This window comes from Aestuariispira ectoiniformans (assembly GCF_025136295.1).
Taxonomy (GTDB): Bacteria; Pseudomonadota; Alphaproteobacteria; order UBA8366; family Aestuariispiraceae; genus Aestuariispira_A; species Aestuariispira_A ectoiniformans.
In genome coordinates this window covers 3,570,490-3,592,760 of record NZ_CP062788.1, presented here as the reverse complement: position 1 = coordinate 3,592,760, position 22,271 = coordinate 3,570,490, and the positions used below count along the sequence as shown (strand labels likewise).

21 protein-coding genes and 1 other RNA gene are annotated in these 22,271 nt (G+C 58.8%); 11 read left to right on the top strand and 11 right to left on the bottom strand.

All coding sequences use genetic code 11. The annotated features are described in order from the left end of the window. Positions 1 to 96: 96 nt before the first annotated feature. From trxB to IF205_RS16935, 3 genes are all read right to left on the bottom strand, one after another. On the bottom strand, positions 97 to 1,065 hold the full coding sequence (gene trxB / locus IF205_RS16945) for a thioredoxin-disulfide reductase (protein ID WP_259780537.1): 969 nt from the start codon (positions 1,063 to 1,065) through the stop codon (positions 97 to 99). Positions 1,066 to 1,166: 101 nt separating this feature from the next. Next, entirely contained in the window at positions 1,167 to 1,682 is a 516-nt protein-coding gene (locus IF205_RS16940; RefSeq protein WP_259780536.1) for a dihydrofolate reductase, read from the bottom strand. A gap of 13 nt (positions 1,683 to 1,695) precedes the next feature. Then, positions 1,696 to 2,490, bottom strand: coding sequence for a thymidylate synthase (locus tag IF205_RS16935; protein ID WP_259780535.1), 795 nt, complete (start codon positions 2,488 to 2,490; stop codon positions 1,696 to 1,698). 253 nt (positions 2,491 to 2,743) lie between these two features. Here IF205_RS16935 and IF205_RS16930 point away from each other — a divergent pair, with 253 nt between their 5' ends. From IF205_RS16930 to IF205_RS16895, 8 genes are all read left to right on the top strand, one after another. Next, the gene (locus IF205_RS16930) at positions 2,744 to 4,567 is read left to right on the top strand and encodes an ATP-binding protein (protein WP_259780534.1); all 1,824 of its coding nucleotides are present in this window, start codon (positions 2,744 to 2,746) and stop codon (positions 4,565 to 4,567) included. Between the two features lie 29 nt (positions 4,568 to 4,596). Beyond that, positions 4,597 to 4,957: a transfer-messenger RNA gene (gene ssrA, locus IF205_RS16925) on the top strand. A gap of 185 nt (positions 4,958 to 5,142) precedes the next feature. Further along, positions 5,143 to 5,655, top strand: a complete 513-nt coding sequence (locus IF205_RS16920; RefSeq protein ID WP_259780533.1) for an SspB family protein — start codon at positions 5,143 to 5,145, stop codon at positions 5,653 to 5,655. A gap of 104 nt (positions 5,656 to 5,759) precedes the next feature. Further along, a complete protein-coding gene (locus IF205_RS16915; RefSeq protein WP_259780532.1) occupies positions 5,760 to 7,379 on the top strand; it encodes a fumarate hydratase in 1,620 nt (539 codons plus the stop codon). A gap of 142 nt (positions 7,380 to 7,521) precedes the next feature. Beyond that, positions 7,522 to 9,018, top strand: coding sequence for a S8 family peptidase (locus IF205_RS16910; protein WP_259780531.1), 1,497 nt, complete (start codon positions 7,522 to 7,524; stop codon positions 9,016 to 9,018). Positions 9,019 to 9,029: 11 nt separating this feature from the next. Continuing rightward, positions 9,030 to 9,365, top strand: coding sequence for a hypothetical protein (locus tag IF205_RS16905; protein WP_259780530.1), 336 nt, complete (start codon positions 9,030 to 9,032; stop codon positions 9,363 to 9,365). Between the two features lie 50 nt (positions 9,366 to 9,415). Then, positions 9,416 to 10,339 (top strand): EamA family transporter RarD, encoded by a 924-nt coding sequence (rarD, locus tag IF205_RS16900; protein ID WP_259780529.1) that lies wholly within the window; start codon positions 9,416 to 9,418, stop codon positions 10,337 to 10,339. 12 nt (positions 10,340 to 10,351) lie between these two features. Continuing rightward, positions 10,352 to 11,203 (top strand): VOC family protein, encoded by an 852-nt coding sequence (locus IF205_RS16895; RefSeq protein WP_259780528.1) that lies wholly within the window; start codon positions 10,352 to 10,354, stop codon positions 11,201 to 11,203. On the opposite strand, the gene IF205_RS16890 is transcribed toward IF205_RS16895, so the two are convergent. The 6 genes from IF205_RS16890 to IF205_RS16865 form a co-directional block, all read right to left on the bottom strand. Beyond that, on the bottom strand, positions 11,200 to 12,321 hold the full coding sequence (locus IF205_RS16890; protein WP_259780527.1) for a DmpA family aminopeptidase: 1,122 nt from the start codon (positions 12,319 to 12,321) through the stop codon (positions 11,200 to 11,202). The genes IF205_RS16895 and IF205_RS16890 overlap by 4 nt on opposite strands. Before the next feature lie 3 nt (positions 12,322 to 12,324). Beyond that, entirely contained in the window at positions 12,325 to 13,659 is a 1,335-nt protein-coding gene (locus tag IF205_RS16885) for a TldD/PmbA family protein (RefSeq protein WP_259780526.1), read from the bottom strand. A 30-nt stretch (positions 13,660 to 13,689) separates the two neighbouring features. After that, positions 13,690 to 13,977, bottom strand: coding sequence for a hypothetical protein (locus IF205_RS16880; protein WP_259780525.1), 288 nt, complete (start codon positions 13,975 to 13,977; stop codon positions 13,690 to 13,692). Positions 13,978 to 13,982: 5 nt separating this feature from the next. After that, a complete protein-coding gene (gene purD / locus IF205_RS16875) occupies positions 13,983 to 15,269 on the bottom strand; it encodes a phosphoribosylamine--glycine ligase (RefSeq protein WP_259780524.1) in 1,287 nt (428 codons plus the stop codon). A gap of 188 nt (positions 15,270 to 15,457) precedes the next feature. After that, positions 15,458 to 15,883 carry an organic hydroperoxide resistance protein gene (locus IF205_RS16870; RefSeq protein WP_259780523.1) on the bottom strand — a complete coding sequence of 142 codons (426 nt, stop codon included), beginning with the start codon at positions 15,881 to 15,883 and terminating at the stop codon, positions 15,458 to 15,460. A gap of 140 nt (positions 15,884 to 16,023) precedes the next feature. Beyond that, entirely contained in the window at positions 16,024 to 16,500 is a 477-nt protein-coding gene (locus IF205_RS16865) for a MarR family winged helix-turn-helix transcriptional regulator (RefSeq protein WP_259780522.1), read from the bottom strand. Positions 16,501 to 16,603: 103 nt separating this feature from the next. On the opposite strand from IF205_RS16865, the gene xseA reads away from it, so the two are divergent. Together xseA and IF205_RS16855 are read left to right on the top strand one after the other, a co-directional pair. Further along, on the top strand, positions 16,604 to 18,175 hold the full coding sequence (gene xseA, locus IF205_RS16860) for an exodeoxyribonuclease VII large subunit (protein WP_259780521.1): 1,572 nt from the start codon (positions 16,604 to 16,606) through the stop codon (positions 18,173 to 18,175). Beyond that, complete coding sequence (locus IF205_RS16855) at positions 18,172 to 19,002, top strand: M23 family metallopeptidase (RefSeq protein ID WP_259780520.1); 831 nt, start codon at positions 18,172 to 18,174, stop codon at positions 19,000 to 19,002. Before xseA ends, IF205_RS16855 begins: the two co-directional genes overlap by 4 nt. Here IF205_RS16855 and IF205_RS16850 read toward each other — a convergent pair. Next, on the bottom strand, positions 18,999 to 19,505 hold the full coding sequence (locus IF205_RS16850; RefSeq protein ID WP_259780519.1) for a GNAT family N-acetyltransferase: 507 nt from the start codon (positions 19,503 to 19,505) through the stop codon (positions 18,999 to 19,001). The genes IF205_RS16855 and IF205_RS16850 overlap by 4 nt on opposite strands. Next, entirely contained in the window at positions 19,502 to 20,890 is a 1,389-nt protein-coding gene (locus IF205_RS16845; RefSeq protein ID WP_259780518.1) for a formimidoylglutamate deiminase, read from the bottom strand. Before IF205_RS16845 ends, IF205_RS16850 begins: the two co-directional genes overlap by 4 nt. A gap of 146 nt (positions 20,891 to 21,036) precedes the next feature. On the opposite strand from IF205_RS16845, the gene hutI reads away from it, so the two are divergent. Further along, the gene (hutI, locus tag IF205_RS16840) at positions 21,037 to 22,266 is read left to right on the top strand and encodes an imidazolonepropionase (protein ID WP_259780517.1); all 1,230 of its coding nucleotides are present in this window, start codon (positions 21,037 to 21,039) and stop codon (positions 22,264 to 22,266) included. Positions 22,267 to 22,271 lie beyond the last annotated feature (5 nt).

The following is a 22,271-nucleotide window of genomic DNA, read 5'->3' as shown; positions in this document are numbered from 1 at the left end:
AGCCATGCTACGCGAAGGCTGATCGGGAAACAACAGCTTCCTGTAAGTGGTTGATAGCGCGGTATTATTATGCCGAGCGAGGTGCCGGCAACCGATTTATTCGGCTGCCGCGGCCTCTTCGGATTCCAGGGCGCCGATGTATTTCTCGGCTTCAAGGGCCGCCATGCAGCCCATGCCTGCGGCGGTGACTGCCTGACGATACACCTTGTCGGTCACGTCGCCTGCGGCATAGACACCCGGAATGTTGGTGGAGACAGTGCCCGGCTTGACCAGCAGATAGCCTTCCTCATCCGTGTCCAGCTTGCCCTTGAAAACCTCAGTTGCAGGTTTGTGGCCGATGGCAATGAAGACACCGTCCACCGACAGGGTGCTTTCCTCGCCGGATTTGACATTCTTCAGACGCAGGCCGGTCACACCCAGCGGGTCTTTGTCGCCGAGGATCTCTTCCAGGGTCGTATCCCAGATCACTTCGATCTTCGGATGTTTGAACAGGCGGTCCTGGAGAATCTTTTCCGCACGCAACTCGTCGCGGCGGTGGATCAGGGTGACCTTCTCCGCGTGGTTGGTCAGGTAGATTGCCTCTTCCACGGCTGTGTTGCCGCCGCCGACCACGGCCACTTCCTTGCCGCGATAGAAGAAGCCGTCACAGGTGGCACAGGCGCTGACGCCGAAGCCCTGGAAGGTCTGTTCGGTTTCCAGGCCAAGCCATTTCGCCTGCGCGCCGGTGGCAATGATGATGCTGTCGGCGGTGTAGACGTCGCCGCCGTCACCGATTGCGCGGAAAGGGCGGCTGTCGAAGTCGACTTCGGTGATGATGTCGAACAGCATTTTCGTGCCCACATGCTCTGCCTGTTCGCGCATCTGCTCCATCAACCAGGGGCCCTGGATCACTTCGGCGAAACCGGGGTAGTTCTCGACATCGGTGGTGATGGTCAACTGACCACCCGGCTGGAGGCCCTGTACCAGCATCGGTTCCAGATTGGCGCGCGCGGCGTAAATGGCGGCGGTGTAGCCGGCCGGGCCGGAGCCGATGATCAGAACCTTGGCGTGATGCTGCGTGGACATGGGGCACCCTTTCACTGATGCTTTGCTTAGTAAACTAACCCGCCGCGGCGGGGTTTCAAAAATAGGAAGTTCCGCTCAAATCGCAAGGGGGAACTCGATGCTTAATTCAACTCGACAGACGGTCGGTCCAAAATAAGGAAGGAATAGGCGGGAATGTCACCTTCTGCGGCATGGTCTTCGCGGAAGGATTCGCGCCAGGCGGCCTTGTCCACCTTCGGGAAATAGGCGTCACCTTCCGGGGCGGCGTCCACCTCGGTAATATAGAGGCGATCGGCCCGTTCAAGGCTGGCGGCATAGATCTGCGCGCCGCCTACGATCATCACCTCATCCTTGCCCAGGCGTTCCGCATGTTCCGTGCCGAGGCGCAGTGCATCGCGCAGGGTGGAAACCACTTCAACACCTTCGGGGGCATAGCCTTCCTGGCGGGTGATGACGATATTGGGGCGGCCCGGCAGCGGACGGCCAATGGATTCGAAGGTCTTGCGGCCCATGACAATGGGCTTGCCTAGGGTCTGTGCCTTGAAGAATTTCAGGTCGCCCGGGATGTGCCAGGGCAGACCGCCCTCAACGCCGATGACGTTATTGCGGCCCATGGCCACGATCAGACTGATATGCATTACAAATCCTTCGTTAGACGGCGACCGGTGCGGAGATATGCGGCAGCGGGTCGTAGTCCTTCAATTCAAAGTCTTCAAAGCGGAAGGCAAGCAGGTCGTTCACATCCGGATTGATTGCCAGGGTCGGCAGGCTGCGCGGTTTGCGCGTCAACTGTTCGTCCACCTGGTCAAAGTGATTGTGATAGATATGGGCATCGCCAAAGCTATGGACAAAGTCGCCGGGCTGCAGACCCGTGACCTGGGCCACCATCATGGTCAACAGGGCATAGGAGGCGATATTGAAGGGTACGCCCAGGAACAGGTCGGCGCTGCGCTGGTAAAGCTGGCAGCTCAGTTTGCCGTCGGCCACATAGAATTGGAACAGGCAGTGGCAGGGCGGCAGGGCCATCTTGTCCACATCGGCCACATTCCAGGCGCTGACGATCAGGCGGCGTGATTCCGGCGAGTTTCTGATCTGGTCCAGAAGCTGGCCGATCTGGTCCACAGTCCGCCCGTCCGGCGTCGGCCAGGAGCGCCACTGATGACCATAGACCGGCCCCAGATTTCCGTCCTCGTCGGCCCATTCGTCCCAGATGCGAACCCCGTTATCCTTGAGATATTTGATATTGGTGTCGCCCGCCAGGAACCAGAGCAGTTCGTGGATGATGGACCGCAGGTGCAGCTTTTTGGTGGTCAGCACCGGAAAGCCCTGAGAGAGGTCGAAACGCATCTGGTAACCGAAGACGCTGCGCGTGCCGGTGCCGGTGCGATCGCCTCGGTCGCTGCCGTGGTCGCGGACATGACGCAGGAAGTCGAGATATTGCTGCATGACGGGCCTCTCCGATGAAAACTGTCCTCTCTTTTATACAGTGATTCCCGTCAGGCCAATGCCCGGATTGTTTCAATCCGCCCGCGCAGAAACCCCAATAAATATGAGCTTTTCATTTGAAGAATGCGACGCCTATAATGACACCAAGAGGGCGCAGGAGCGGGCTGTGGGGTACGGTCCGCCAAATAAGAAAAGTCGGCACTGCCGCTGATGTCCCGGGGGGACGCAGATGGCAGAAGGAAGGTCTTTGTCGATGGTAAGTCTGCGTGTGTTGATTTTTGCCGTTGTCGCCACCGTTTCCGTCATTCCAATCATCCTATTCGGGGTCTGGCCGCAGTCGCAGGCGTTGGATAATGCCGTCGAGGAAGTATCGGAGCGGCATCTTCTGCTGGCGCGGAATCTCGGCGCGGCGCTTGATCGCTATCACAGGGATATTCTGAGCACATTTTCCTTTTTGGCCGGTAATGCAATCGCGGGCGCAAAACTTCATAATGGTGAGCAATTGCTGGACGGGCTGAATTTTCAGCATCTTTGCGTTATCGACAGCCACAGTGGCAAAGTTCTCAATAGCCTGTCGCCCGACGGTTACCATTGCCCCGATGCGGTTCCGGAGGATAAACGGCAGCTTTTTAACAGTCTGGCGGAAGAGGGCCATGTGGTCATGACTGGCGTGCTTCCCGCGCCGGACGGTAATTCCGCCCTGTTTCTGCTACAGCGCTTTGGTTCTGAAATCGCGGTGGGTGTTGTTTCTACGGATTATTTCGTGGCGCTGGCCAAGACCATTTCCTTCGGGCGGGGCGGTCATGCAGCCATCGTTGACCAGAATGGCCGGATCATGGCGCATCCACTGCCGGAATGGCGGCAGAGCCGTCGTGACATCTCCCAACTGGAACCCGTGCGTCGGATGATTGAGGGCAAAACAGGCGTTGCGCGCTTTTACTCTCCCGCGGTGAAACAGGATATGATCGCTGGCTATACGGTTGTCCCTGGCGCCGGATGGGGCGTGATGATCCCCCAGCCTTTTAGCGATCTGGAGGCTGAGGCACAGTCCGTCCGCGATTATACGATGGTCATTATTGCCGGTGGGACGCTTGTGGCTCTGATCGCAAGCTGGCTGTTGTCGGCATTTGTCTCCCGGCCAATTTCCCGTTTTGTTGAGGCGACGGCCAGGCTTCGAAAGGGGGAGAAGGGAACGCGGGTAGCCCTTAATCACCGGTTGACCGCCAGGGAACTGGTCGAACTGCAAGGGGCTTTCAACGAAATGGTGGAAACCATGGAGAAGGCCGCGAAAAAGGAGATGCGGTTGCGTCGGGAGGCCGAAAAGGCCGACCGTTTCAAGTCCAAGTTCCTGGCGAATATGAGCCATGAGATCAGGACACCCTTGAATGCGATCCTAGGGTTTTCTGAATTGATCAAGGAACAGATGTTCGGTCCGGATGACGACCGTTATCAGGAATATGCCGAAGACATTCACCAGAGTGGTACTCTTATGCTCACTCTGATCAACGATATCCTCGACCTGTCGAAAGTCGAAGCGGGGCATGAGATTTTGGAAATGGACCTTTTTGACCTTATTGAGGTGACAGGCCGCTGTGTGCAGATGGTGCGCCAACAGGCGATGAATGCCGGAGTTTCCCTGAAATTGGACTGTCCCGGCGACAGCCTTTTGATCAATGCCGACCGGCGCAAGATGAAACAGATGTTGCTGAACCTTCTGTCCAATGCGATCAAATTCACGCCGCCGAAAGGTGATGTGACCGTCAGCGTTGAAAGGGATGGTGCGGATGGTGTGGCCATTGCTGTGACCGACACCGGGATCGGCATCGAACCGGCAGATATCGAGGCGGTCTTGAAACCCTTTGGCCGGGTTGAACTGCAGGATGGCGAAATCAGGGAGGGCACCGGCCTCGGCCTGCCATTGGTCAAGGCCCTGGCGGAACTGCATGGCGGCAGTTTTGAGTTGGACAGTGTCTATGGTCTCGGCACGAAAGCCACAATCCGGTTACCCGGCGTCATATCCCTTCACGCGGAGAACGATCGGATGGGGGCCTCCCTTTTGGCGGCTGCGGACGATTGATGGAATGATATGGTCCTATATGCGATCAGGCTCTTTTCAGGTCGCCTTTGAATGCTTATATAGAGGGTACCGGCTTTGCCGGTTATGGCGCTAAAGGGCTTTTCGAAATAAGCGTTACGGACCCGGGGGCAGTACCCGGCGCCTCCACCATAAAATCGGCGGTTTCCGCTGATCCGTGGGGGCGAATCAGGATCGACGTGCGTGGTAAAGGTTTAGTCTGCGCTCGGCATGGTACCGCCGTTATCGGGCCACGGCTATTAAATGCCAATGATAATGAAGAGATGGTTGCTGTCGCTGCGTAAAGCAGTCTCAGTAGCGCTTCAGAATTCCTAGATAAGTCATCCTTATTTAGGTGGGGTCCGGGGGTTCCTAGCAACAGAATCCCCCATCTCTTACCTCTGAAAAGTAGAAAATGATCTTTCATCGCCGACGTGTGATGGCGTCCACTAATTCTTAAGGGTTTTCTTTTACCCTACTGGTGAGTTGCGATGCAGGTGGGTTTCTGATAACCCAACAGGAGACAACAGGACAAACGCCGGAAGACGACGGCTTCACTGCGGGAAATGACGAACGGGATGACCGAAGATCTGCTTGGCTATAACGAAATGGTAGAAACCGCGATGCGCTCTGTGGTGCGTCAGGCCCTTGAGAAAGCTGGGGAAGACGGACTGCCTGGTGACCATCATTTCTACATCACTTTTCGCACCGACCATCCCGATGTCGTTGTGCCGAACCGCCTGCGGGAACGCTATCCTGAAGAAATGACCATCGTGCTTCAGCACCAGTTCTGGGGCTTGAATGCCGACGCGGAAGGTTTTCAGGTGGACCTCAGCTTTAACCAGAAGCTGGAACATCTGCGTATTCCTTTTGACGCGCTGATCACCTTTGCCGATCCCTCAGTCAATTTCGGTCTGCAGTTCCACGTTGATCCCAATGATGAGAGCTTTGGGGCCGATCAGATGGAAGCAGCCCCCGATCCGGGTCAGGACGACGCCTCCCAGGACGCTGAGATCATTGCCGATGGCGATGACGAGCCGAAAGGCGACGGCGACAACGTCGTGGCTCTGGATACCTTCCGTAAAAAATAAAAATTCGATCAGGACGGGCCAGACCGGTCTTTTTCTCGCCGCGTCCGCCACAGGGGCCGCGGCCTTTTTTGCTATTGTACTAATAGATAAATGCAGGGGATATCATGACTGCAAAACCGGAAGACGGATTGTTTCCGTTGGGCGAAGACGACACACCCTATCGCAAGCTGACGGGTGATTATGTTTCCACCACACAGTTCGACGGCCAGGAAATCCTGAAGGTCGATCCGGAAGGGCTGCGTCTGTTGTGCGAACAGGCATTTATGGACATTAACCATCTCCTTCGCCCGGGTCATTTGCAGCAGTTGCGCAACATCCTGGATGACGAGGATGCCTCCCCCAATGATCATTTCGTGGCGCTGGACCTGCTGAAAAACGCCAATATCGCCGCAGGCGGCGTGTTGCCCATGTGCCAGGATACCGGCACCGCGATCATCATGGGCAAGAAGGGCCGGAAGGTCTGGACCGACGGTACGGACCAGACGGCGCTGGGTCAGGGCGTGCTGGACGCCTATGAGAAGAAGAACCTGCGTTACAGCCAGGTCTCTCCGGTTTCCATGTTCGAGGAAACCAACACCCGCAACAACCTGCCGGCGCAGATCGACCTCTATGCCGAAGGCGAGGATGCCTATAAATTCCTCTTCGTCGCCAAGGGCGGCGGGTCGGCCAACAAGACCTATCTGCATCAGGCAACACCGTCGCTGCTGGAAAAAGAGCGTATGGTCCAGTTCCTGGATGAGAAAATCCGCACGCTGGGCACGGCGGCCTGCCCGCCCTACCATCTGGCAATTGTCATCGGCGGTACCAGCGCGGAATTGAACCTGAAAACGGTGAAACTGGCGAGCTGCCGCTATCTGGACAATCTGCCGACAGAAGGTGGTGACAAGGGCCAGGCCTTCCGTGACCTGGAAATGGAAGCCATCGTTCAGGACCTGACCCGCAATATGGGCATCGGTGCGCAATTCGGCGGCAAATATTTCTGCCATGATGTGCGTGTGATCCGCCTGCCGCGCCACGGCGCGAGCCTGCCCATCGGCATTGGCGTTTCCTGTTCCGCCGACCGTCAGGCCAAGGGCAAGATCACCAAGGAAGGCATCTTCCTGGAGGAGTTGGAAACCAATCCGGCCAAATATCTGCCGGAAGTCACCGATGATCATCTGGAAGGCGAAGTGGTTCAGGTCGACCTGAACCAGCCGATGGAAAAGATCTTGGAAATCCTGGATAAATGTCCGGTGAAAACTCGCCTCAGCCTGACCGGCCCGATCATTGTTGCCCGCGATGCCGCGCACCGAAAACTGCGCGAGCGCCTGGACAGCGGCCAACCGCTGCCGGACTATTTCAAGAACCACCCGATCTATTATGCGGGCCCGGCCAAGACCCCGGACGGCTATGCCTCCGGTTCCTTCGGCCCGACGACCGCCGGTCGTATGGATGGTTTCGTCGATGAATTCCAGGCCGCAGGCGGTTCCATGGTCATGCTGGCGAAAGGCAACCGCAGCCCGCAGGTCCGCGACGCCTGTAAGAAACATGGAGGTTTCTATCTGGGCTCCATCGGTGGTCCGGCCGCGCGTCTGGCACAGGACTGCATCAAATCCATCGAACTGGTCGAATTCGAAGAACTGGGCATGGAAGCCATCCGCAAGATCGAAGTGGAAAACTTCCCGGCCTTTGTCGTTGTCGACAACAAGGGTAACGACTTCTTCAAGGAATTGAAGCTGGGCTAAGGCCGGGCGATCTCCTCCAATGCGAAAAGGCGGCCATTCGGTCGCCTTTTCATTTTTCGGCGGCCGGATAAGCGGCTTGGCCTTTTCATCTGTGAAGACAGCGGGATAAACTCCCGAGGTTGCGTAAGGGGGAAGGGCTTTCATGTCTAAATTCACAAGTATTTTTGCTGCCATTGTCCTGGCCGTGGCACCGGGGTTGGCTTTCGGTGATGACTTTGATGCCTTGATGAGCCAGGCATCGGGGGGTGACACCGTGGATGTGCTGATAACATCCTGGCAGCCGGTCACGGGGGAGATTAACCCGGAAGACCTGGACAGTGTGGTCACCGGCGCAATCGACGTTGAGGCCGAACATCGTGCCCTGATGCGCCAGATAGAGGCGGCAGGCGGCAAGGCATCGGTCCTGCGGGACTATAAACATCTGCGGGTGAATTCGTTACGTGTGGATGCCAAGGCGCTTAAGGCAGCCAAGGCCTTTGGTGGGGGGCAGAATGTCTATGCTGATGAATTGAAGGTCATCTCCCTGAAAGATACAGCCGGATTTGTCGGCGCGACCGATTATTGGACGAAGGGGCGGCGCGGCACCGGCCAGGTGGTGGCGGTTCTCGATACCGGCATTGATACCAGTCACCCTTTCCTGGCGGGCAAGGTTATGCGTGAGGCCTGCTTTTCCATGACGAACTGTCCCAATGGCGAGACGGAGATGATCGGCCCCGGCGCGGCAAGGCCCGTCCATTTTCACGGCACGCATGTGGCCGGGATTATCGCCGGAGAGAACGGAAAATTCAGTGGCATGGCACCGGGCGCAAAGATCATCGGCATCAATGTTTTCAGCAAGTCCGGTGACAAGATGGGCGCGCGCGACCGGGATATCATCGCAGGTCTCGATTATCTCCTCGGATTGATGATTGATGACGGTATTGAGATCGCCGCGGTCAATATGAGCCTGGGTGGCGGTCCTTATTACAAGTCTCCCTGCAACGACAGTATTTATGAAGTGGCTTCCCGGCTTTTCCTGAGCCGTGGGTCGGCTCTTGTGATCGCGTCGGGCAATGAGGGGCATAAGAATGGCCTGCCGTCACCCGCCTGCGCCGGAAGTGCTTTCAGTGTTGGCGCGATCGATAAACATGGTGCCGTGGCGGCGTTCAGCAACAGCGCGTCCTACCTGGATATCCTGGCACCGGGTGTCGGCATCGTGTCATCCGTCAGTATCCCCGGCAAAACCGGATATATGGAGCTTGACGGGACGTCGATGGCGGCACCGCATGTCACCGGGGCTGTCGCGCTTATGCGGGAAGCCTATCCCCGGATGAACATAAATCAGCTTTTGCAGCGCTTGAAATCCCGTGAGGTGATCACCGACCCGGCCAATGGTGTGGCGGTTTCCAGGTTGCAGTTGAAGCATGCTTCGGATGCTGTCGTTGAAAAGCCTGAACCGGAAATAGTGGAGGATGCGCCAAAGCCGCCGGTTGCCGAAAAGACCGAGCCGCCGAAAAAGCCCGTCCCGGCCAAACCGGAACCGATGAAAAAGAAACAACCGAAACCGACCGGCGTGATCAGCATCGGCGGGGATACGCTGCCGGGGGATGGCGATGGCGCGATCGGCGGCGACAGCGGCACGACCGCGATTACGCAGTGAGGAGGCGGATTATGTCGATTTCATATTGGAAAAAGACCTGCGTTACGCTGGTTGTCCTCATTTTTCCGGTCATGCTGACCTCCTGCAATGACCTGGAAGGGGAGGCCGGGATGCGGTCTGTTCTTATTGAGCTGAGCGGCGCGCCGCAAGGCGCGGCAATCGCCGATCAGCAGCAGGCAATCCTGGACAAGGCCGGGAAGGCGGGGATGCGGCTGGAGAATGTCAAAACCTATCGCATGTTGCCGCAGATGGCGGCCGATATCGACGGGGAGGCCGCCTTGTTCCTGTTGGGGCTGGATGAGGTTGCGGCATTACGTCCCGATGGGACAAAGACTATTCAGGACTGAGCGGCCATTATCTGCTTGCCTGGCGCGACATCCTGCCGCAAGTCATAGGTATGACTGATAGCGCAAATGTAACTGCAGACGACAAGCAAGCAACCACAGGTTTGCTTTTTGGCCTCCTGGCATTCGGCATCTGGGCCCTGTTCCCGCTGTATTGGCATGAACTGGACAATGTCGATCCGTTTCAGGTGCTGGCCCATCGTGCCTTGTGGACGGTGCCCGTCTGCGCGCTGGTGCTGATTTTCCGTGGGCAGTTGCTGCGGACTTTCTCCGCCCTGAAACAACCCAAGACCGTCCTGCTGCTAGTCCTGAGTACCACGCTGATCAGTGTGAACTGGGGGACTTATATCTGGTCTGTCAGCAATGACCAGATTTTGCAGGCAAGCATGGGCTACTACCTGAACCCCCTGGTGAATGTGCTGGCGGGCCTGACGGTATTCGGTGAACGTTTACGCAAGGGCCAGTGGGTGGCTGTGGGTCTGGCAATCGCCGGGGTATCCTACGCCGCCTGGGCTTATGGCAGTGTGCCGTGGATCGGTTTGATCCTGGCGTTCAGTTTCGGCAGCTACGGTGCGGTGCGCAAACTGGTTCCGGTGGATGCGGTGCCCGGGCTGTTTGTGGAAACCCTGCTGACCCTGCCGGTCGCGCTGGGGTATCTTCTGTGGTTGGAACATCAGGGGCTGGGCGTCTTCCTGAAGCTTGGCTTCAAGACGGATTTCTTCCTGGTTGCCGCCGGTTTTGTAACTGCCATCCCGCTGTTCTGTTATGTGGCGGCGGCAAAGCGTTTGCCGATTTCAACCGTCGGCATGCTGTTTTACCTGACGCCGACAGGCTTGTTTTTGCTGGCGGCCTTTCTGTATGGTGAACCGGTAAGTCAGGGCGACCTTGTTACTTTCGGCTTTATCTGGGCTGCCCTGGCCGTCTTCACGCTGGAGCGTCGCCATCATGCGCGGCGGCGGCGTGTTACCGCCATCTGACGAGAATGCATTATGCAGAACACGGCAATTGCCGGACTTGATCACAGTATTATCGGCGTAAATGACCTGGAGGCCGCGCGCGAGGCCTATGAGGCCTTGGGCTTTTGCACCAGTTATCGCGGGCGGCATATTGGCTGGGGAACGGCCAACTACTGCATCATGTTCGGCCCGGACTATATTGAGCTTCTCGGGATCGTTGACCCGAAGGAGTTTACGGCCGGTCTGGAGGACTTCCTCAAGGGCGGGGAGGGCGGTCTTAAAATCATCCCACGCAGCGATGATATCGAGACCACCCGGCATCATCTCGTTGAAACCGGTTTTGACCCGCAGGAGGTCAAGGATCTGGGGCGTGCCCTGGAAATGCCTGAGGGCGATGTTATACCCCGGTTCAAGCTGGTCCATCTGCCGCCGGAAAAGACACCCGGCCTGTCCACCTTCATCTGCCAGCATCTGACGCCGGACCTTGTCTGGCGGCCCGAATGGATGACCCATCCGAATGGCGCCAAGGCGGTGCATGCCTATACCATTCTCTACGATGATCCGCGATCACTGGCAGAGGTCTACGAGCGTCTGTTTGGCTATGACTGCTATTGTACAGAGGGGCGGCTGATCGTTGAAACCGGTGGCGGAAAGCTGGTTTTCTGTCGTCAGGACTGTCTGACGGAACTGCATCCGGGGCTGGTCTGGAACGGGCGGACCGGCAATGGTGCGATTGCCGTTGCGACAATCGCGGTAGAGGACACAGACGTCACGGCCAAGGTCTTCAAGGAAAACGGCATTGCCTATTCCCGGCGCACGGATGGATCGCTGCTGGTCCAGCCGGAACTGGCCTGCGGCATTGCTCTTTGTTTCCAGGCGATCTAGGCCACGCGGTTATAGCGTTTCATCACATCCAGCAAAGCACCATGATCCATGGCGACAACTGTGTTGTCGTCGCGGCCGACCATGGTTTCGGCGGCCAGCATGGCGTTGATGATGGCTTCTTCCACGGCGCCGACGGTTGCCTTGAATAGCGGGTCCATCTCCTGCTGTGGCAGATAGTCCGCCTTCAGGTCCGCATCGTTGCCACAATCGCTAACACTGTTGCCGGTGGAAAAGGCGAGGAAGATATCTCCTGATCCGTCGCTGCCATAGGCCCCGGTGCGGCCCATGCCCAGGCCCGCCCGACGCGCCAGCCGGTTCAGCGCCGTCGGCATCAGCGGGGCGTCGGTTGCCACGATCACGATGATGGAGCCCCGTCCCGTACCAAATGCCGGGTTTTCGGTCAGTTCCTGTCCGATGGGTACGCCGCAAACCGTGAGGTCCGGGCGTCGGCCAAAATTCGCCTGCACCAGGGCGCCAACGGTGAAGGAACGTCCATCTGCGATGGTGGCAATCCGGGATGCCGTGCCGGTTCCTCCCTTGAACTCATAGGCAATCATGCCGGTGCCGCCGCCCACATTGCCCTCTTCGATCGGGCCGCCGGTGGCGTTGTTGGCGGCATCAATCACATGGGCCTCGGTCAGATGAAGCCCGTTGATATCATTCAGATGGCTGTCGCAGGTCTCCGCCGCGACCGGCAGCAGGAAACTGCGCTTGGCCGGGTTGAAGTCGTTGCGGCTGGTCATCCATCGGATCAGCCCGTGATGGGCCAGCCCGACGCTGTGGGTGTTGGTGATGGCGACAGGGCCGCAGAAATGTCCGGCTTCCTGGATGAAATGGGTTCCTGTCATCTCCCCATTGCCGTTGAAACTGGAAAATCCGGCCCAGACCGGTTCGAAAGTCCGCTCCTTGCCACGCGGATGGATGACGGTGACGCCGGTGCGCACCGGCCCCTGTCCAACCTGCAGCGGGCCGTTGCCGCTGATCAGGGTCGTATAGCCGACCTCGATCCCGCCAACATCGGTGATGGCATTGTTCACGCCGCAGCTTTCAGTAAAGGGCAGGCCAAGGCCGCGTGCACGGGGGCGACCGGCGGGGCCGACATGGCTGGGCGCATTCATGGACTACATGCCCGCGATGGTCATGCCATCGATCCGCAAGGTCGGCGCGTTGGTGCCATAGCGGAATTCCAGGTCGTTGGCAGCGGTCAGATGCATGAACATGTCTTTGAGGTTGCCCGCAATGGTCATCTCGTTGACGGGATAGGCAAATTCGCCGTTTTCGATCCAGAAACCGGAGGCGCCACGGCTGTAATCGCCAGTGATGCCGTTCACGCCCTGGCCCATCAGGCTGGTCACATAAAAACCGGTTTTGATATCGCTGATCATTTCATGCGGCGTGATCGCACCGGCCTCGATATAGAGGTTGGTGATCGACGGCGACGGCGGGGAACCCGCGCCGCGACTGGCGTTACCTGTGCTTTCCATGCCCAACTGGCGGGCCGTGCGCAGGTCCAGAACCCAGGTCGTGAGGTTGCCTTCGTCCACCAGATTCTTGGCGTAGTTTTTAAGACCTTCCGCGTCGAAGGGCTTGGAGGCGAGACCGCGAATGCGGTGCGGGTCTTCCACAATGGTAATGCCGGAAGACATGACCTGTTGATGCAGTTTGTCTTTCAGGAAACTGGTGCCGCGGGCAACGCTTGCGCCATTGATTGCGCCCGCCAGATGACGGGGGATCGAATTGGCGACACGCGGGTCGAAGATAATCGGGAACTGACCGGTGGCGCCCTTTTTCGGGTTCAGCTTTTCAACGGCCTTGCGGGCCGCACGCAGGCCGACCTGGACCGGGTCTTCCAGGTCTTCGCCGTGGACGGTGGAATGGAAGTCATAGTCGCTTTCCATGCCGGTGCCTTCGCCAGCGAGGACGGAGACGCCGACCCCATGGCGGGAATTCTGGTAGCCACCGGAAAAACCGTTGCTGGCCGCGAGGCGAATGTCCCAGCGGCTCCAGTCCGCCTCAGCGCCTTCCGAATTGGTGATGCCTTCAACGCCAAGGGCCGCATCCTCTGCCGCCTTGGCGCGTTCGATCAGAGTTTCCGCGCTGGGCTCCACTTCGTCATAGAGATCCAGGTCCTTGAAGGGGCCTTTGAAAATCTGGTCAGGATCGGCCAGGCCGATATGAGGATCTTCCGGGACAACCTTCGCCATGGCGATGGCCTGGTCTACCAACTGGTCCAGGGCATCGGCTTTCCAGTCGTTGGAGGAGACGACGGCCTGGCGTTTGCCGATGATGACACGCAATCCCATGTCATGGGCTTCCGACCGCTCCAGCTTTTCCATTTTGCCCAGGCGCTGTGCATGGGCGATGGAGGTGGCGGTGGCCGCAACCGCATCCGCTGCGTCCGCACCCTTTTTCAGGGCTTTTTCGATCAGGTCGTGAAGCAGGGATTCGGTGTCCATGGAGGGCTCCATTATCAGCGTTATTTATGGTTAGGAAGCAAAATGGCTCAGGATGGCAACCAGAATAAATGTCAGGACCACGATCAGTCCAGCCAAGATGCCCTGAATGCGTAATTTTCGGATTTTGGGAGACAGGTCAGGCAGGCTGTCGGGGTCGTAGCGGTTGCCCTGTCCGGCGGCTTTGTCTTTTCGGCGGTCCGTACGGAATTTGCCGGATGCAAAGCGGACGGAGACGACAACCAGCATAGCGGCCAGAACCAAAATCCAGGCGTTTTCGCGCAGGAAGTGGGCTGAGAAGATGCTGGTTTCCGCGTCCATCGGTCTTATTTCTGCTGTTCCCGTTCAACGGCGCGCCAGCCGATGTCGCGGCGGCAGAATCCCTGTTCCCAGGAAATCTTGTCCACGGCCTCATAGGCACGGGCCTGGGCCGCGGTGACAGTGTCGCCACGGGCGGTGACATTCAGTACACGGCCGCCGGTGGCACGCAGGCTGCCGTCATCGGCGCGCGCGGTTCCCGCGTGGAAGATGGTGACATCGTCATCCGCGCCGGCGGCCTCTACATTCTCGATCACCGTGTTTTTTTCGTAAGAGCCGGGATATCCTTTGGCCGCCATGACGACAGTCAACGCCGCCTGATCGTGCCAGCGCAGGTCGACCGTGTCGAGAACATCATCGCAGGCCGCAACCAGGACCGGCAGCAGGTCGGATTTCAACCGCATCATCAGGACCTGGCATTCCGGATCGCCGAAGCGGACATTGTATTCCACGACGCGCGGGCCGGTCTCATCGATCATAAGTCCGCAGAACAGCACCCCGCGATAGGGTTTGCCTTCCTTGGCCATACCGTCGATCAGCGGCTGGATGCAACGGTCGATCACCTGCTGTTCGATTTCCGGGGTGCAGACCGGTGCCGGGGAATAGGCCCCCATGCCGCCCGTATTGGGGCCTTTGTCGCCGTCGTAAACCGCCTTGTGGTCCTGGGCGGAGGCCAGCGGCAGAACGCTCTTGCCGTCGCTGAAGGCGAAGAAGGACAGTTCTTCGCCCGCCATGAATTCCTCAACCACGACTTCCGCCCCGGCATCGCCGAAGACGCCGTTCAGCATGGCGTCGTCAACGGCGTTCAGGGCCTCGTCCAGGGTCTGCGCAACGGTAACGCCCTTGCCAGCAGCCAGACCGTCGGTCTTCACCACGATGGGGGCACCCTGTTCACGGATATAGGCCTTGGCGCTTTCCGCGTTGGTGAAGCGGGCGTATGCCGCCGTCGGGATGCCGTATTTAGCACAGATATCCTTCATGAAGCCTTTTGACCCTTCCAGTTCCGCAGCGGCTGCACTGGGACCAAAGGCCCGGATATTGGCGTCGGCCAGCTTGTCGGCGAGGCCCAGTACCAGCGGTGCTTCCGGGCCGATCACCACCAGGTCGATGGACTTGTCTTTCGCAAAGGCGACGATGGCGTCCACATCTTCTGCCTTGATTGCCACGCATTCCGCCACATCGGCGATGCCCGCATTGCCCGGCGCGCAGTAAAGTTTGTCGCAAAGCGGCGAGGATGCCAGGGACCAGCAAAGTGCATGTTCACGGCCACCGGAGCCGACCACCAAGACCTTCATGAAGTGTTTCTCCCGGAATGGATTCCTGTTTGGGTGAATGCCAGGGCTGTGCGCCCGAAATCTGTGCCGGGTTTTAGCATGGCTTTTCCGAAATGACGAGCCACGCTGTCGTTATGTTTGCTGGATTGTCAGGCAGGGGAGGCGGGAAGGAAAAAGGGGGAGGATTGCCCCTCCCCCTTGGGGCCGCATCAGGCAAGCGAAAGGCGGACGTCGATATTGCCCTGCGTTGCATTGGAATAGGGGCAGACGATATGGGCGCGGTTGATGAGTTCCTGCGCCTGGTCGCGGTCGACGCCCGGCACATCGACAACCAGATCCACCTCGATGCCAAAGCCGGTGGGGATCGGCCCGATGCCAACCGTCGCGGAGACAGAGGTTTCGCTTGAAATCGGCAGCTTGTCCCGCCCGGCGACGAATTTCATCGCACCGAGGAAACAGGCGCTGTAGCCGGCCGCGAACAACTGTTCCGGGTTGGTGCCGTTGCCACCGGCCCCGCCCAGTTCCTTCGGGGTGGAAAGGGTCAGTTCGAGGCTGCCGTCGGCGGCTTTCGAACTGCCTTCGCGGCCACCACTGGATTGCATGCTGGTTTTGTAGAGTACGTTTTCAACAGACATTGGTCTTCTCCTTGGGTTGTTGGGCTGTTGCCCGTTTAAATATCGATAACGATAATATCGTGCACGATATAACTAGTTAAAATTTGTAACCTTATATCCCCTTATGCACTGCCTTCTGATGGGGCGGTGCTGTCAGAGGGTTAGAGGTTTCGTTTCAGGCTGTTTCGTAATTCGGCGAGGCGGTCCTGCAATTCCACCATTTCGTCGAGCGAACAATCTACCATTTCTGCCATGCAAAGCGGGACGTGTTTTGCCTTGTCCTTCATGGCGCGCCCTGTCCCGGTCAGGGTGATGATGACCTGGCGTTCGTCTTCGCGGGATCGCTCCCGTTGAAGCAGTCCGCGAGCCTCCAGCCGTTTCAGGAGCGGGGTTACTGTCGTAGTCTCCAGTTGAAGGCGATCGCAAACCTCGGAGACCCGTATTTCATCCTGCTCCCACAGAACCAGCATGACCAGATACTGCGGATAGGTCAGGTCCAATTCCTTCAGGACCCGGCGATACACTTTGTTGAAGGCATGCATCGTCGAATAGAGCGAAAAGCATAGCTGTGAATCCAGGGCTAACGGATTGCGTTGTGCGGCCTTCAGCTTGGTGGATATGTCGTTTCTGTCTTCCATGACATTCAATATGTATCGTGCGCGATATAATCACAAGGGGTGTTTTGAATTTTTTTTGGGTTTCTGTTTGGCCCGGGTGGACGACACCACTAAAATGCCGGCCATGAGTGACTTATTCAGCCAACCCGAAAAACCACGTCAGTCCAACCTGCCGGAACTCTCCGTTACGGAGTTGAGCCTTGCCCTTAAACGCACGGTGGAAGACGCCTTTTCCTATGTGCGTGTGCGCGGCGAGATTTCCGGATTCAAACGGGCGGCCTCGGGCCATATGTATATGGCGCTGAAGGACACTGATTCGGTCATTGATGGCGTCTGTTGGCGCGGTACGGCGTCCAAACTGTCGGTCAATCCGGAAGATGGGCTGGAAGTGGTCGTCACCGGCAAGCTGACAACCTATCCCGGCCGGTCGAAATACCAGATTGTCATTGAAAGTATGGAACTGGCAGGCGAGGGCGCGCTGTTGAAGCTGTTGGAAGAGCGGAAGCGCAAGCTGGCAGCCGAAGGCCTGTTCGCACCGGAACGCAAGCGCGATATCCCCTTCCTGCCGGAGGTGATCGGGGTGGTGACATCGCCGACGGGGGCGGTGATCCGCGATATCATGCACCGCCTGGCGGACCGTTTCCCACGCCATGTGCTGCTCTGGCCCGTGGTGGTTCAGGGCGACGCAGCGGCGGAACAGGTGGCCCGTGCCATTGAAGGATTTAATGCCCTGCCTTCGGGCGGCCCGGTGCCGCGGCCCGATGTGCTGATCGTGGCGCGCGGCGGCGGCAGCCTGGAAGACCTCTGGGCGTTCAACGAGGAAATCGTGGTGCGTGCCGCGGCCAATAGCGAGATTCCGCTGATTTCCGCCGTGGGCCATGAAACCGATACCACATTGATCGACTATGCCGCCGACCGGCGGGCGCCCACACCGACGGCGGCGGCCGAAATGGCGGTGCCGGTGCGGACCGACCTGATCGCCATGGTGCGGGATCTGGATCGGCGGGCGCTGGGCGCGATGACAAGACAGTTGCAAAGTCATGCCCGCGACGTGGAAGGTCTGGGCCGGGGGCTGCCGCGCCCGGACAGCCTGTTGCAGGTGGCAAGCCAGCGTCTGGATGATTTCACTGAACGCCTCGCCCTGGGCTGGCAAAGCGGTTTCAAAGAACGCAGTCAGCGTCTGGCCTTGGCCGGGTCCCGCCTGCGCAGCCCGCGTGAGGTGCTGGATTTCAAGGCAGAACGGTTGGCCGGTCTGGCGGATCGTCTTGGCCTTGCGTTGAACCAGAGCCGACAGCGATCAGAAGCGCGATATGAGCATTCCCGTCTGGGCGAACGGTTGGAGGCGGCGGGCACACGTCTGCTGCAGGATCGTACTGACCGGCTGGAGCAAATGGGCTTCCGATTGGAAAACCTGTCCTATCGCAGTGTGTTGAGCCGTGGCTATGCCGTGGTTCAGGATGACGAAGGCAAGTTGGTCAGCAAGGCCGAAGCCCTGGAATATGGCGATTCCATCAGTATCAAATTCCAGGATGGCGATGTGGATGCGATGGTCGGCGTGGAAAGCTTTGCCTCCGCCGTAACAGCCAAGCGCCAGCCGCAACCGAAACGCCCCGAGAAGAAGCAGGCCGAGCCTAAAAAGGCGGAGGCAAAGAAACCGAAACCTAAATCCGACGACCGACAAGGGGAACTGTTGTGAAAAACTGGCTGCTGATCTTTGCATTCCTCACGGCCATCCTGTCGATGCCGGTCCGGGCGGCGGAAAGCCGGTTTACACTTGATGGCCCGATCGCCCAGGGCGGTTTGGCGGTCGGTCATATCGAACCGGGAAGCAAGGTGCATTTCGCCGGACGTGATGTGCTGGTCTCCGAAGATGGGGTTTTCGTTATCGGCTTTCACCGGGATGATCCGGCGGAAATGGCGCTGACGGTGACCTACCCGGATGGTCAGACGGAAAAGCGTGTCCTGCATATCAAGGACCGTGACTTCAAAATTCAACGGATCGACGGCCTGGACCAGAAAAAGGTGACACCGCCGAAAGAGGTCCTCGACCGTATCCACAAGGAAGGTGCATTGGTGCGCAAGGCGCGCGACCGCGATACGCCGGAAACCTGGTTTGCCGAGGGCTTCATCTGGCCTGCACATGGGCCGATTTCCGGCGTCTATGGCAGTCAGCGTATCCTGAACGGCCAGCCGCGCCAGCCTCATTACGGTGTCGATATCGCCGCACCGGAGGGATCAACGGTGATCGCGCCCGCGTCGGGTATCGTCTCGCTCGCCTATCCGGACATGTATTTTTCCGGTGGCACATTGCTGCTGGACCACGGGCATGGGGTTCAGTCCGGCTTCCTGCATATGAAGTCGATCCTGGTGAAGGAAGGTCAGTTCGTGAAGAAAGGGGAGCCGATCGGTACCGTCGGTGCCACGGGGCGTGCAACCGGCCCGCATCTGGATTGGCGCATCAACTGGTTCAACAAACGCATCGACCCACAGCTTCTGGTCCCGCCGATGGAAGGCGAGGGCTAAAGCGAAAGAAATTTCCTGAGGATCAACGTCGGGATTCCGTCCTGATCACCGCAATTGGAGTGGCGTTCGATCTGCTTGAAACCATGCTTGGCATAAAAGTCTCGGGCCTTGCTATTGGCTTCTTCTACTTCCAGTGACATCGATGTTGCCCCATCAGTCTGGTTCAACGTGGCGTTAAGCAGGCTGGTGCCGATTCCGCCGTGTTGTGCGGTTGGGTTGACGTAAAGCCGGGCGAGTTGCACGTCCTGTTGGCCCAGGTTTGTAAGCAGAACATGCCCAAGGAGCCTGTCGCCCTCAGTGGCAATCAGGCTGATGGCTTTCGGGTGCTCAATCTCACGGGTCAATCGCTCAAGACTATGCCAATCGTTGGTGATTGCCGTGACGCGGTCCGCGCCCATGGTCGCGTCATAGGTTGCGTGCCATGTCTCCACGATCAGGGCGCGCAGTGGGGCCAGGTCGGCCTCACGGGTGGGGCGGATGTCGATGGTGCGTGTATCTGTCATTCAGCCAGCAGCTTTGCCAAAGTTGATTTATAGCGATCGCGGATAGCATCCTCCTGGGTGTGATGTCCCGCCCGGATGCGCCAGTTTCCGCCGACCATAACGTCACGAACCAGGCATTCATTTCCGGCAAAGACCAGGGCGTCAAGGATGGTGTCGCCCTCACGGCCTGCCAGGTTTACATGGTCGCCGTTTAGAACGACCAGATCGGCCCGCTTGCCGACGGCCAGTTCGCCCGCCTCGCGGCCCAGGGCCTGTGCCCCGCCCAGGGCGGCTTCGCCCCAAAGGGTCGCTCCCACTGAGGCGCGCTCCTCACTGGCGATCAGGTTGCGGCGCCGGTGTAACAGGCGTTGTCCATATTCCAGCAAGCGCAGCTCTTCCACCGGGCATTGGCTGACATGGCTGTCGGAGCCAACGCCCCAGACACCTTGTTTTTCCCGAAAGCGCAGCATGGGGAACAGGCCATCGCCCAGATTGCCTTCGGTGGTCGGGCAGATGCCCGCAACGGCCTTGGAGGCAGCAATCCGGTCGCATTCACCGTCTGTCAGATGGGTTGCATGGATGAGGCACCAGCGCGCATCCACATCCATATGATCGTAAAGCCAGTCCACCGGGCGGCTGCCGGACCAGGTGATGCAGTCGTCCACTTCCTTGATCTGTTCGGCAATGTGGATATGGACCGGCGCATCGTCCGTCATGCCATGCAGGCCGCTAACGGCCTTGACCAGCATGGCCTTGTTCACCGCCCGCAGGCTGTGCGGCGCCAGACCAACCCGCACGTCGGGATTGTCGGCAAAGGCGCGGCTGGTGGCCTGAATGATTTCGAGGATACCGTCCGCATCGTTCTTAAAGCGTTGCTGCGCCTCACCCAGCGGCTGCTCACCGAAACCGCCAAAGGCATAAAGCACTGGCAGATGGGTGATGCCCAGCCCGATTTCCGTCGCAGCGCCCACAACCTGTTTCGACATTTCCGCGATGTCGTCGTAATGCGCGCCGCCCGGGGCGTGGTGCAGGTAATGAAATTCGCCAATCGCCGTATAGCCGCGTTTCAGGCATTCCATGTAAAGCTGTGCCGCAATGGCGTGGGCATCATCGGGGGTGATCCGCGCCAGGAAGGAATACATGACTTCGCGCCAGGTCCAGAAACTGTCGCGGGGGTCGCCCATCCGTTCCGCCAGGCCCGCCATGGCGCGTTGGAAGGCATGGGAATGCAGGTTGCTCATGCCGGGAATGACCGGCCCTGTGGCCTGATCGACATTGGCAAGATCGTCAGCGGCAGTGTTTTTCGAGACATTGGTAAGCCTGCCCCGTGCATCCCATTCCAGCAATACATCCCGGGCCCAGCCATCGGCAAGGAGGGCGGTTTTGGCGTAAAGGCGATTGGTCATGGCGCTTTGATTCCTGTTACACTGCCCGCCGGAAAAATAACATCTTCCAGGCAGGATTACCCTTTGAATTTCCCGGCCAGTATGACTAATCTAGCTTGTATATACAAGTTAGATTCCGCCGTCAGGATCAGATTGGAGTAAGTCAGATGTGGGACACGCTTTGGACCAACGCGCATATCGCCACCATGGACCCGGAAGAGCCGGGGCGTCAGCCCTATGGCGCGATCCGTGATGGGGCGATTGCCGTCGAAGGCGACCGGATCGCCTGGGTCGGGCGGATGAAACACCTGCCGGGCAAGCCGGAAACCCTGGCTACCCATGTGCGTGATGCTCGCGGGCGCTGGATCACGCCGGGCCTGGTGGATTGTCACACCCATCTGGTCTATGGCGGTAATCGCGCGCGGGAGTTTGAACTGCGTCTGGAGGGGGCGTCTTACGAGGAAATCGCCAAGGCGGGCGGTGGTATCATCTCCACGGTGAAAGCGACCCGCGCGGCCTTGGAAGAAGAGTTGTTGGAGAGTGCCTCCATCCGTCTGGAGCAATTGCTGAGTGAGGGCGTGACGACGGTTGAGATCAAATCCGGCTACGGGCTGGATACCGAAACCGAGTTGAAGATGTTGCGCGTGGCGCGGCGTTTGGGTGAACAGCATGCCGTGACGGTCAAGACGACCTTCCTTGGTGCGCATGCCCTGCCGCCGGAATATAAGGATCGTGCGGACGACTATATCGATCTGGTCTGTTCCGAGATGCTGCCTGCGGCGGCGGAGGAGGGGCTGGCCGATGCGGTGGATGCCTTCTGCGAGGGGATTGCCTTCTCACCGGAACAGACGGAAAAGCTGTTCCAGGCGGCTGCCCGCTATGGCATCCCTGTCAAACTGCATGCAGACCAGCTTTCCGACCTGAATGGCGCGGGCCTCGCTGCCAAATATCACGCGCTGTCGGCCGATCATCTGGAATACACCAACGAAGATGCCGCAAAGGCAATGGGCAAGGCTGGCACGGTGGCCGTCCTGCTGCCGGGGGCTTTCTACTTCCTGCGCGAAACCAAGTTCCCGCCGATGGAGGCTTTCCGCGAGCACGGCGTGGATATCGCGCTTGCCACCGACAGCAATCCCGGTTCCTCGCCGGTTACCAGCCTGCTGTTGATGCTGAACATGGCCTGCACACTCTTCCGCATGACGCCGGAAGACGCACTGGCCGGGATCACCCGGAACGGTGCCAAAGCCCTGGGCCTGGGCGACCATGTGGGTACGCTGACAGTCGGCAAGCAGGCGGATTTTGTGCTTTGGGATGTGGAAGAACCGGCGGAACTCGCCTATCGCTTCGGCCATAACCCCTGCGCAGGGGTTGTTCACGCCGGTCACGTTGTACGATAGGATGT

Bases quoted from the DNA above. Each gene is read 5' to 3' on its own strand.
- trxB (WP_259780537.1), bottom strand. From the start codon at position 1,065: ATGTCCACGCAGCATCACGCCAAGGTTCTGATCATCGGCTCCGGCCCG.
- IF205_RS16940 (WP_259780536.1), bottom strand. From the start codon at position 1,682: ATGCATATCAGTCTGATCGTGGCCATGGGCCGCAATAACGTCATCGGC.
- IF205_RS16935 (WP_259780535.1), bottom strand. From the start codon at position 2,490: ATGCAGCAATATCTCGACTTCCTGCGTCATGTCCGCGACCACGGCAGC.
- IF205_RS16930 (WP_259780534.1), top strand. From the start codon at position 2,744: ATGGTAAGTCTGCGTGTGTTGATTTTTGCCGTTGTCGCCACCGTTTCC.
- IF205_RS16920 (WP_259780533.1), top strand. From the start codon at position 5,143: ATGACCGAAGATCTGCTTGGCTATAACGAAATGGTAGAAACCGCGATG.
- IF205_RS16915 (WP_259780532.1), top strand. From the start codon at position 5,760: ATGACTGCAAAACCGGAAGACGGATTGTTTCCGTTGGGCGAAGACGAC.
- IF205_RS16910 (WP_259780531.1), top strand. From the start codon at position 7,522: ATGTCTAAATTCACAAGTATTTTTGCTGCCATTGTCCTGGCCGTGGCA.
- IF205_RS16905 (WP_259780530.1), top strand. From the start codon at position 9,030: ATGTCGATTTCATATTGGAAAAAGACCTGCGTTACGCTGGTTGTCCTC.
- rarD (WP_259780529.1), top strand. From the start codon at position 9,416: ATGACTGATAGCGCAAATGTAACTGCAGACGACAAGCAAGCAACCACA.
- IF205_RS16895 (WP_259780528.1), top strand. From the start codon at position 10,352: ATGCAGAACACGGCAATTGCCGGACTTGATCACAGTATTATCGGCGTA.
- IF205_RS16890 (WP_259780527.1), bottom strand. From the start codon at position 12,321: ATGAATGCGCCCAGCCATGTCGGCCCCGCCGGTCGCCCCCGTGCACGC.
- IF205_RS16885 (WP_259780526.1), bottom strand. From the start codon at position 13,659: ATGGACACCGAATCCCTGCTTCACGACCTGATCGAAAAAGCCCTGAAA.
- IF205_RS16880 (WP_259780525.1), bottom strand. From the start codon at position 13,977: ATGGACGCGGAAACCAGCATCTTCTCAGCCCACTTCCTGCGCGAAAAC.
- purD (WP_259780524.1), bottom strand. From the start codon at position 15,269: ATGAAGGTCTTGGTGGTCGGCTCCGGTGGCCGTGAACATGCACTTTGC.
- IF205_RS16870 (WP_259780523.1), bottom strand. From the start codon at position 15,883: ATGTCTGTTGAAAACGTACTCTACAAAACCAGCATGCAATCCAGTGGT.
- IF205_RS16865 (WP_259780522.1), bottom strand. From the start codon at position 16,500: ATGGAAGACAGAAACGACATATCCACCAAGCTGAAGGCCGCACAACGC.
- xseA (WP_259780521.1), top strand. From the start codon at position 16,604: ATGAGTGACTTATTCAGCCAACCCGAAAAACCACGTCAGTCCAACCTG.
- IF205_RS16850 (WP_259780519.1), bottom strand. From the start codon at position 19,505: ATGACAGATACACGCACCATCGACATCCGCCCCACCCGTGAGGCCGAC.
- IF205_RS16845 (WP_259780518.1), bottom strand. From the start codon at position 20,890: ATGACCAATCGCCTTTACGCCAAAACCGCCCTCCTTGCCGATGGCTGG.
- hutI (WP_259780517.1), top strand. From the start codon at position 21,037: ATGTGGGACACGCTTTGGACCAACGCGCATATCGCCACCATGGACCCG.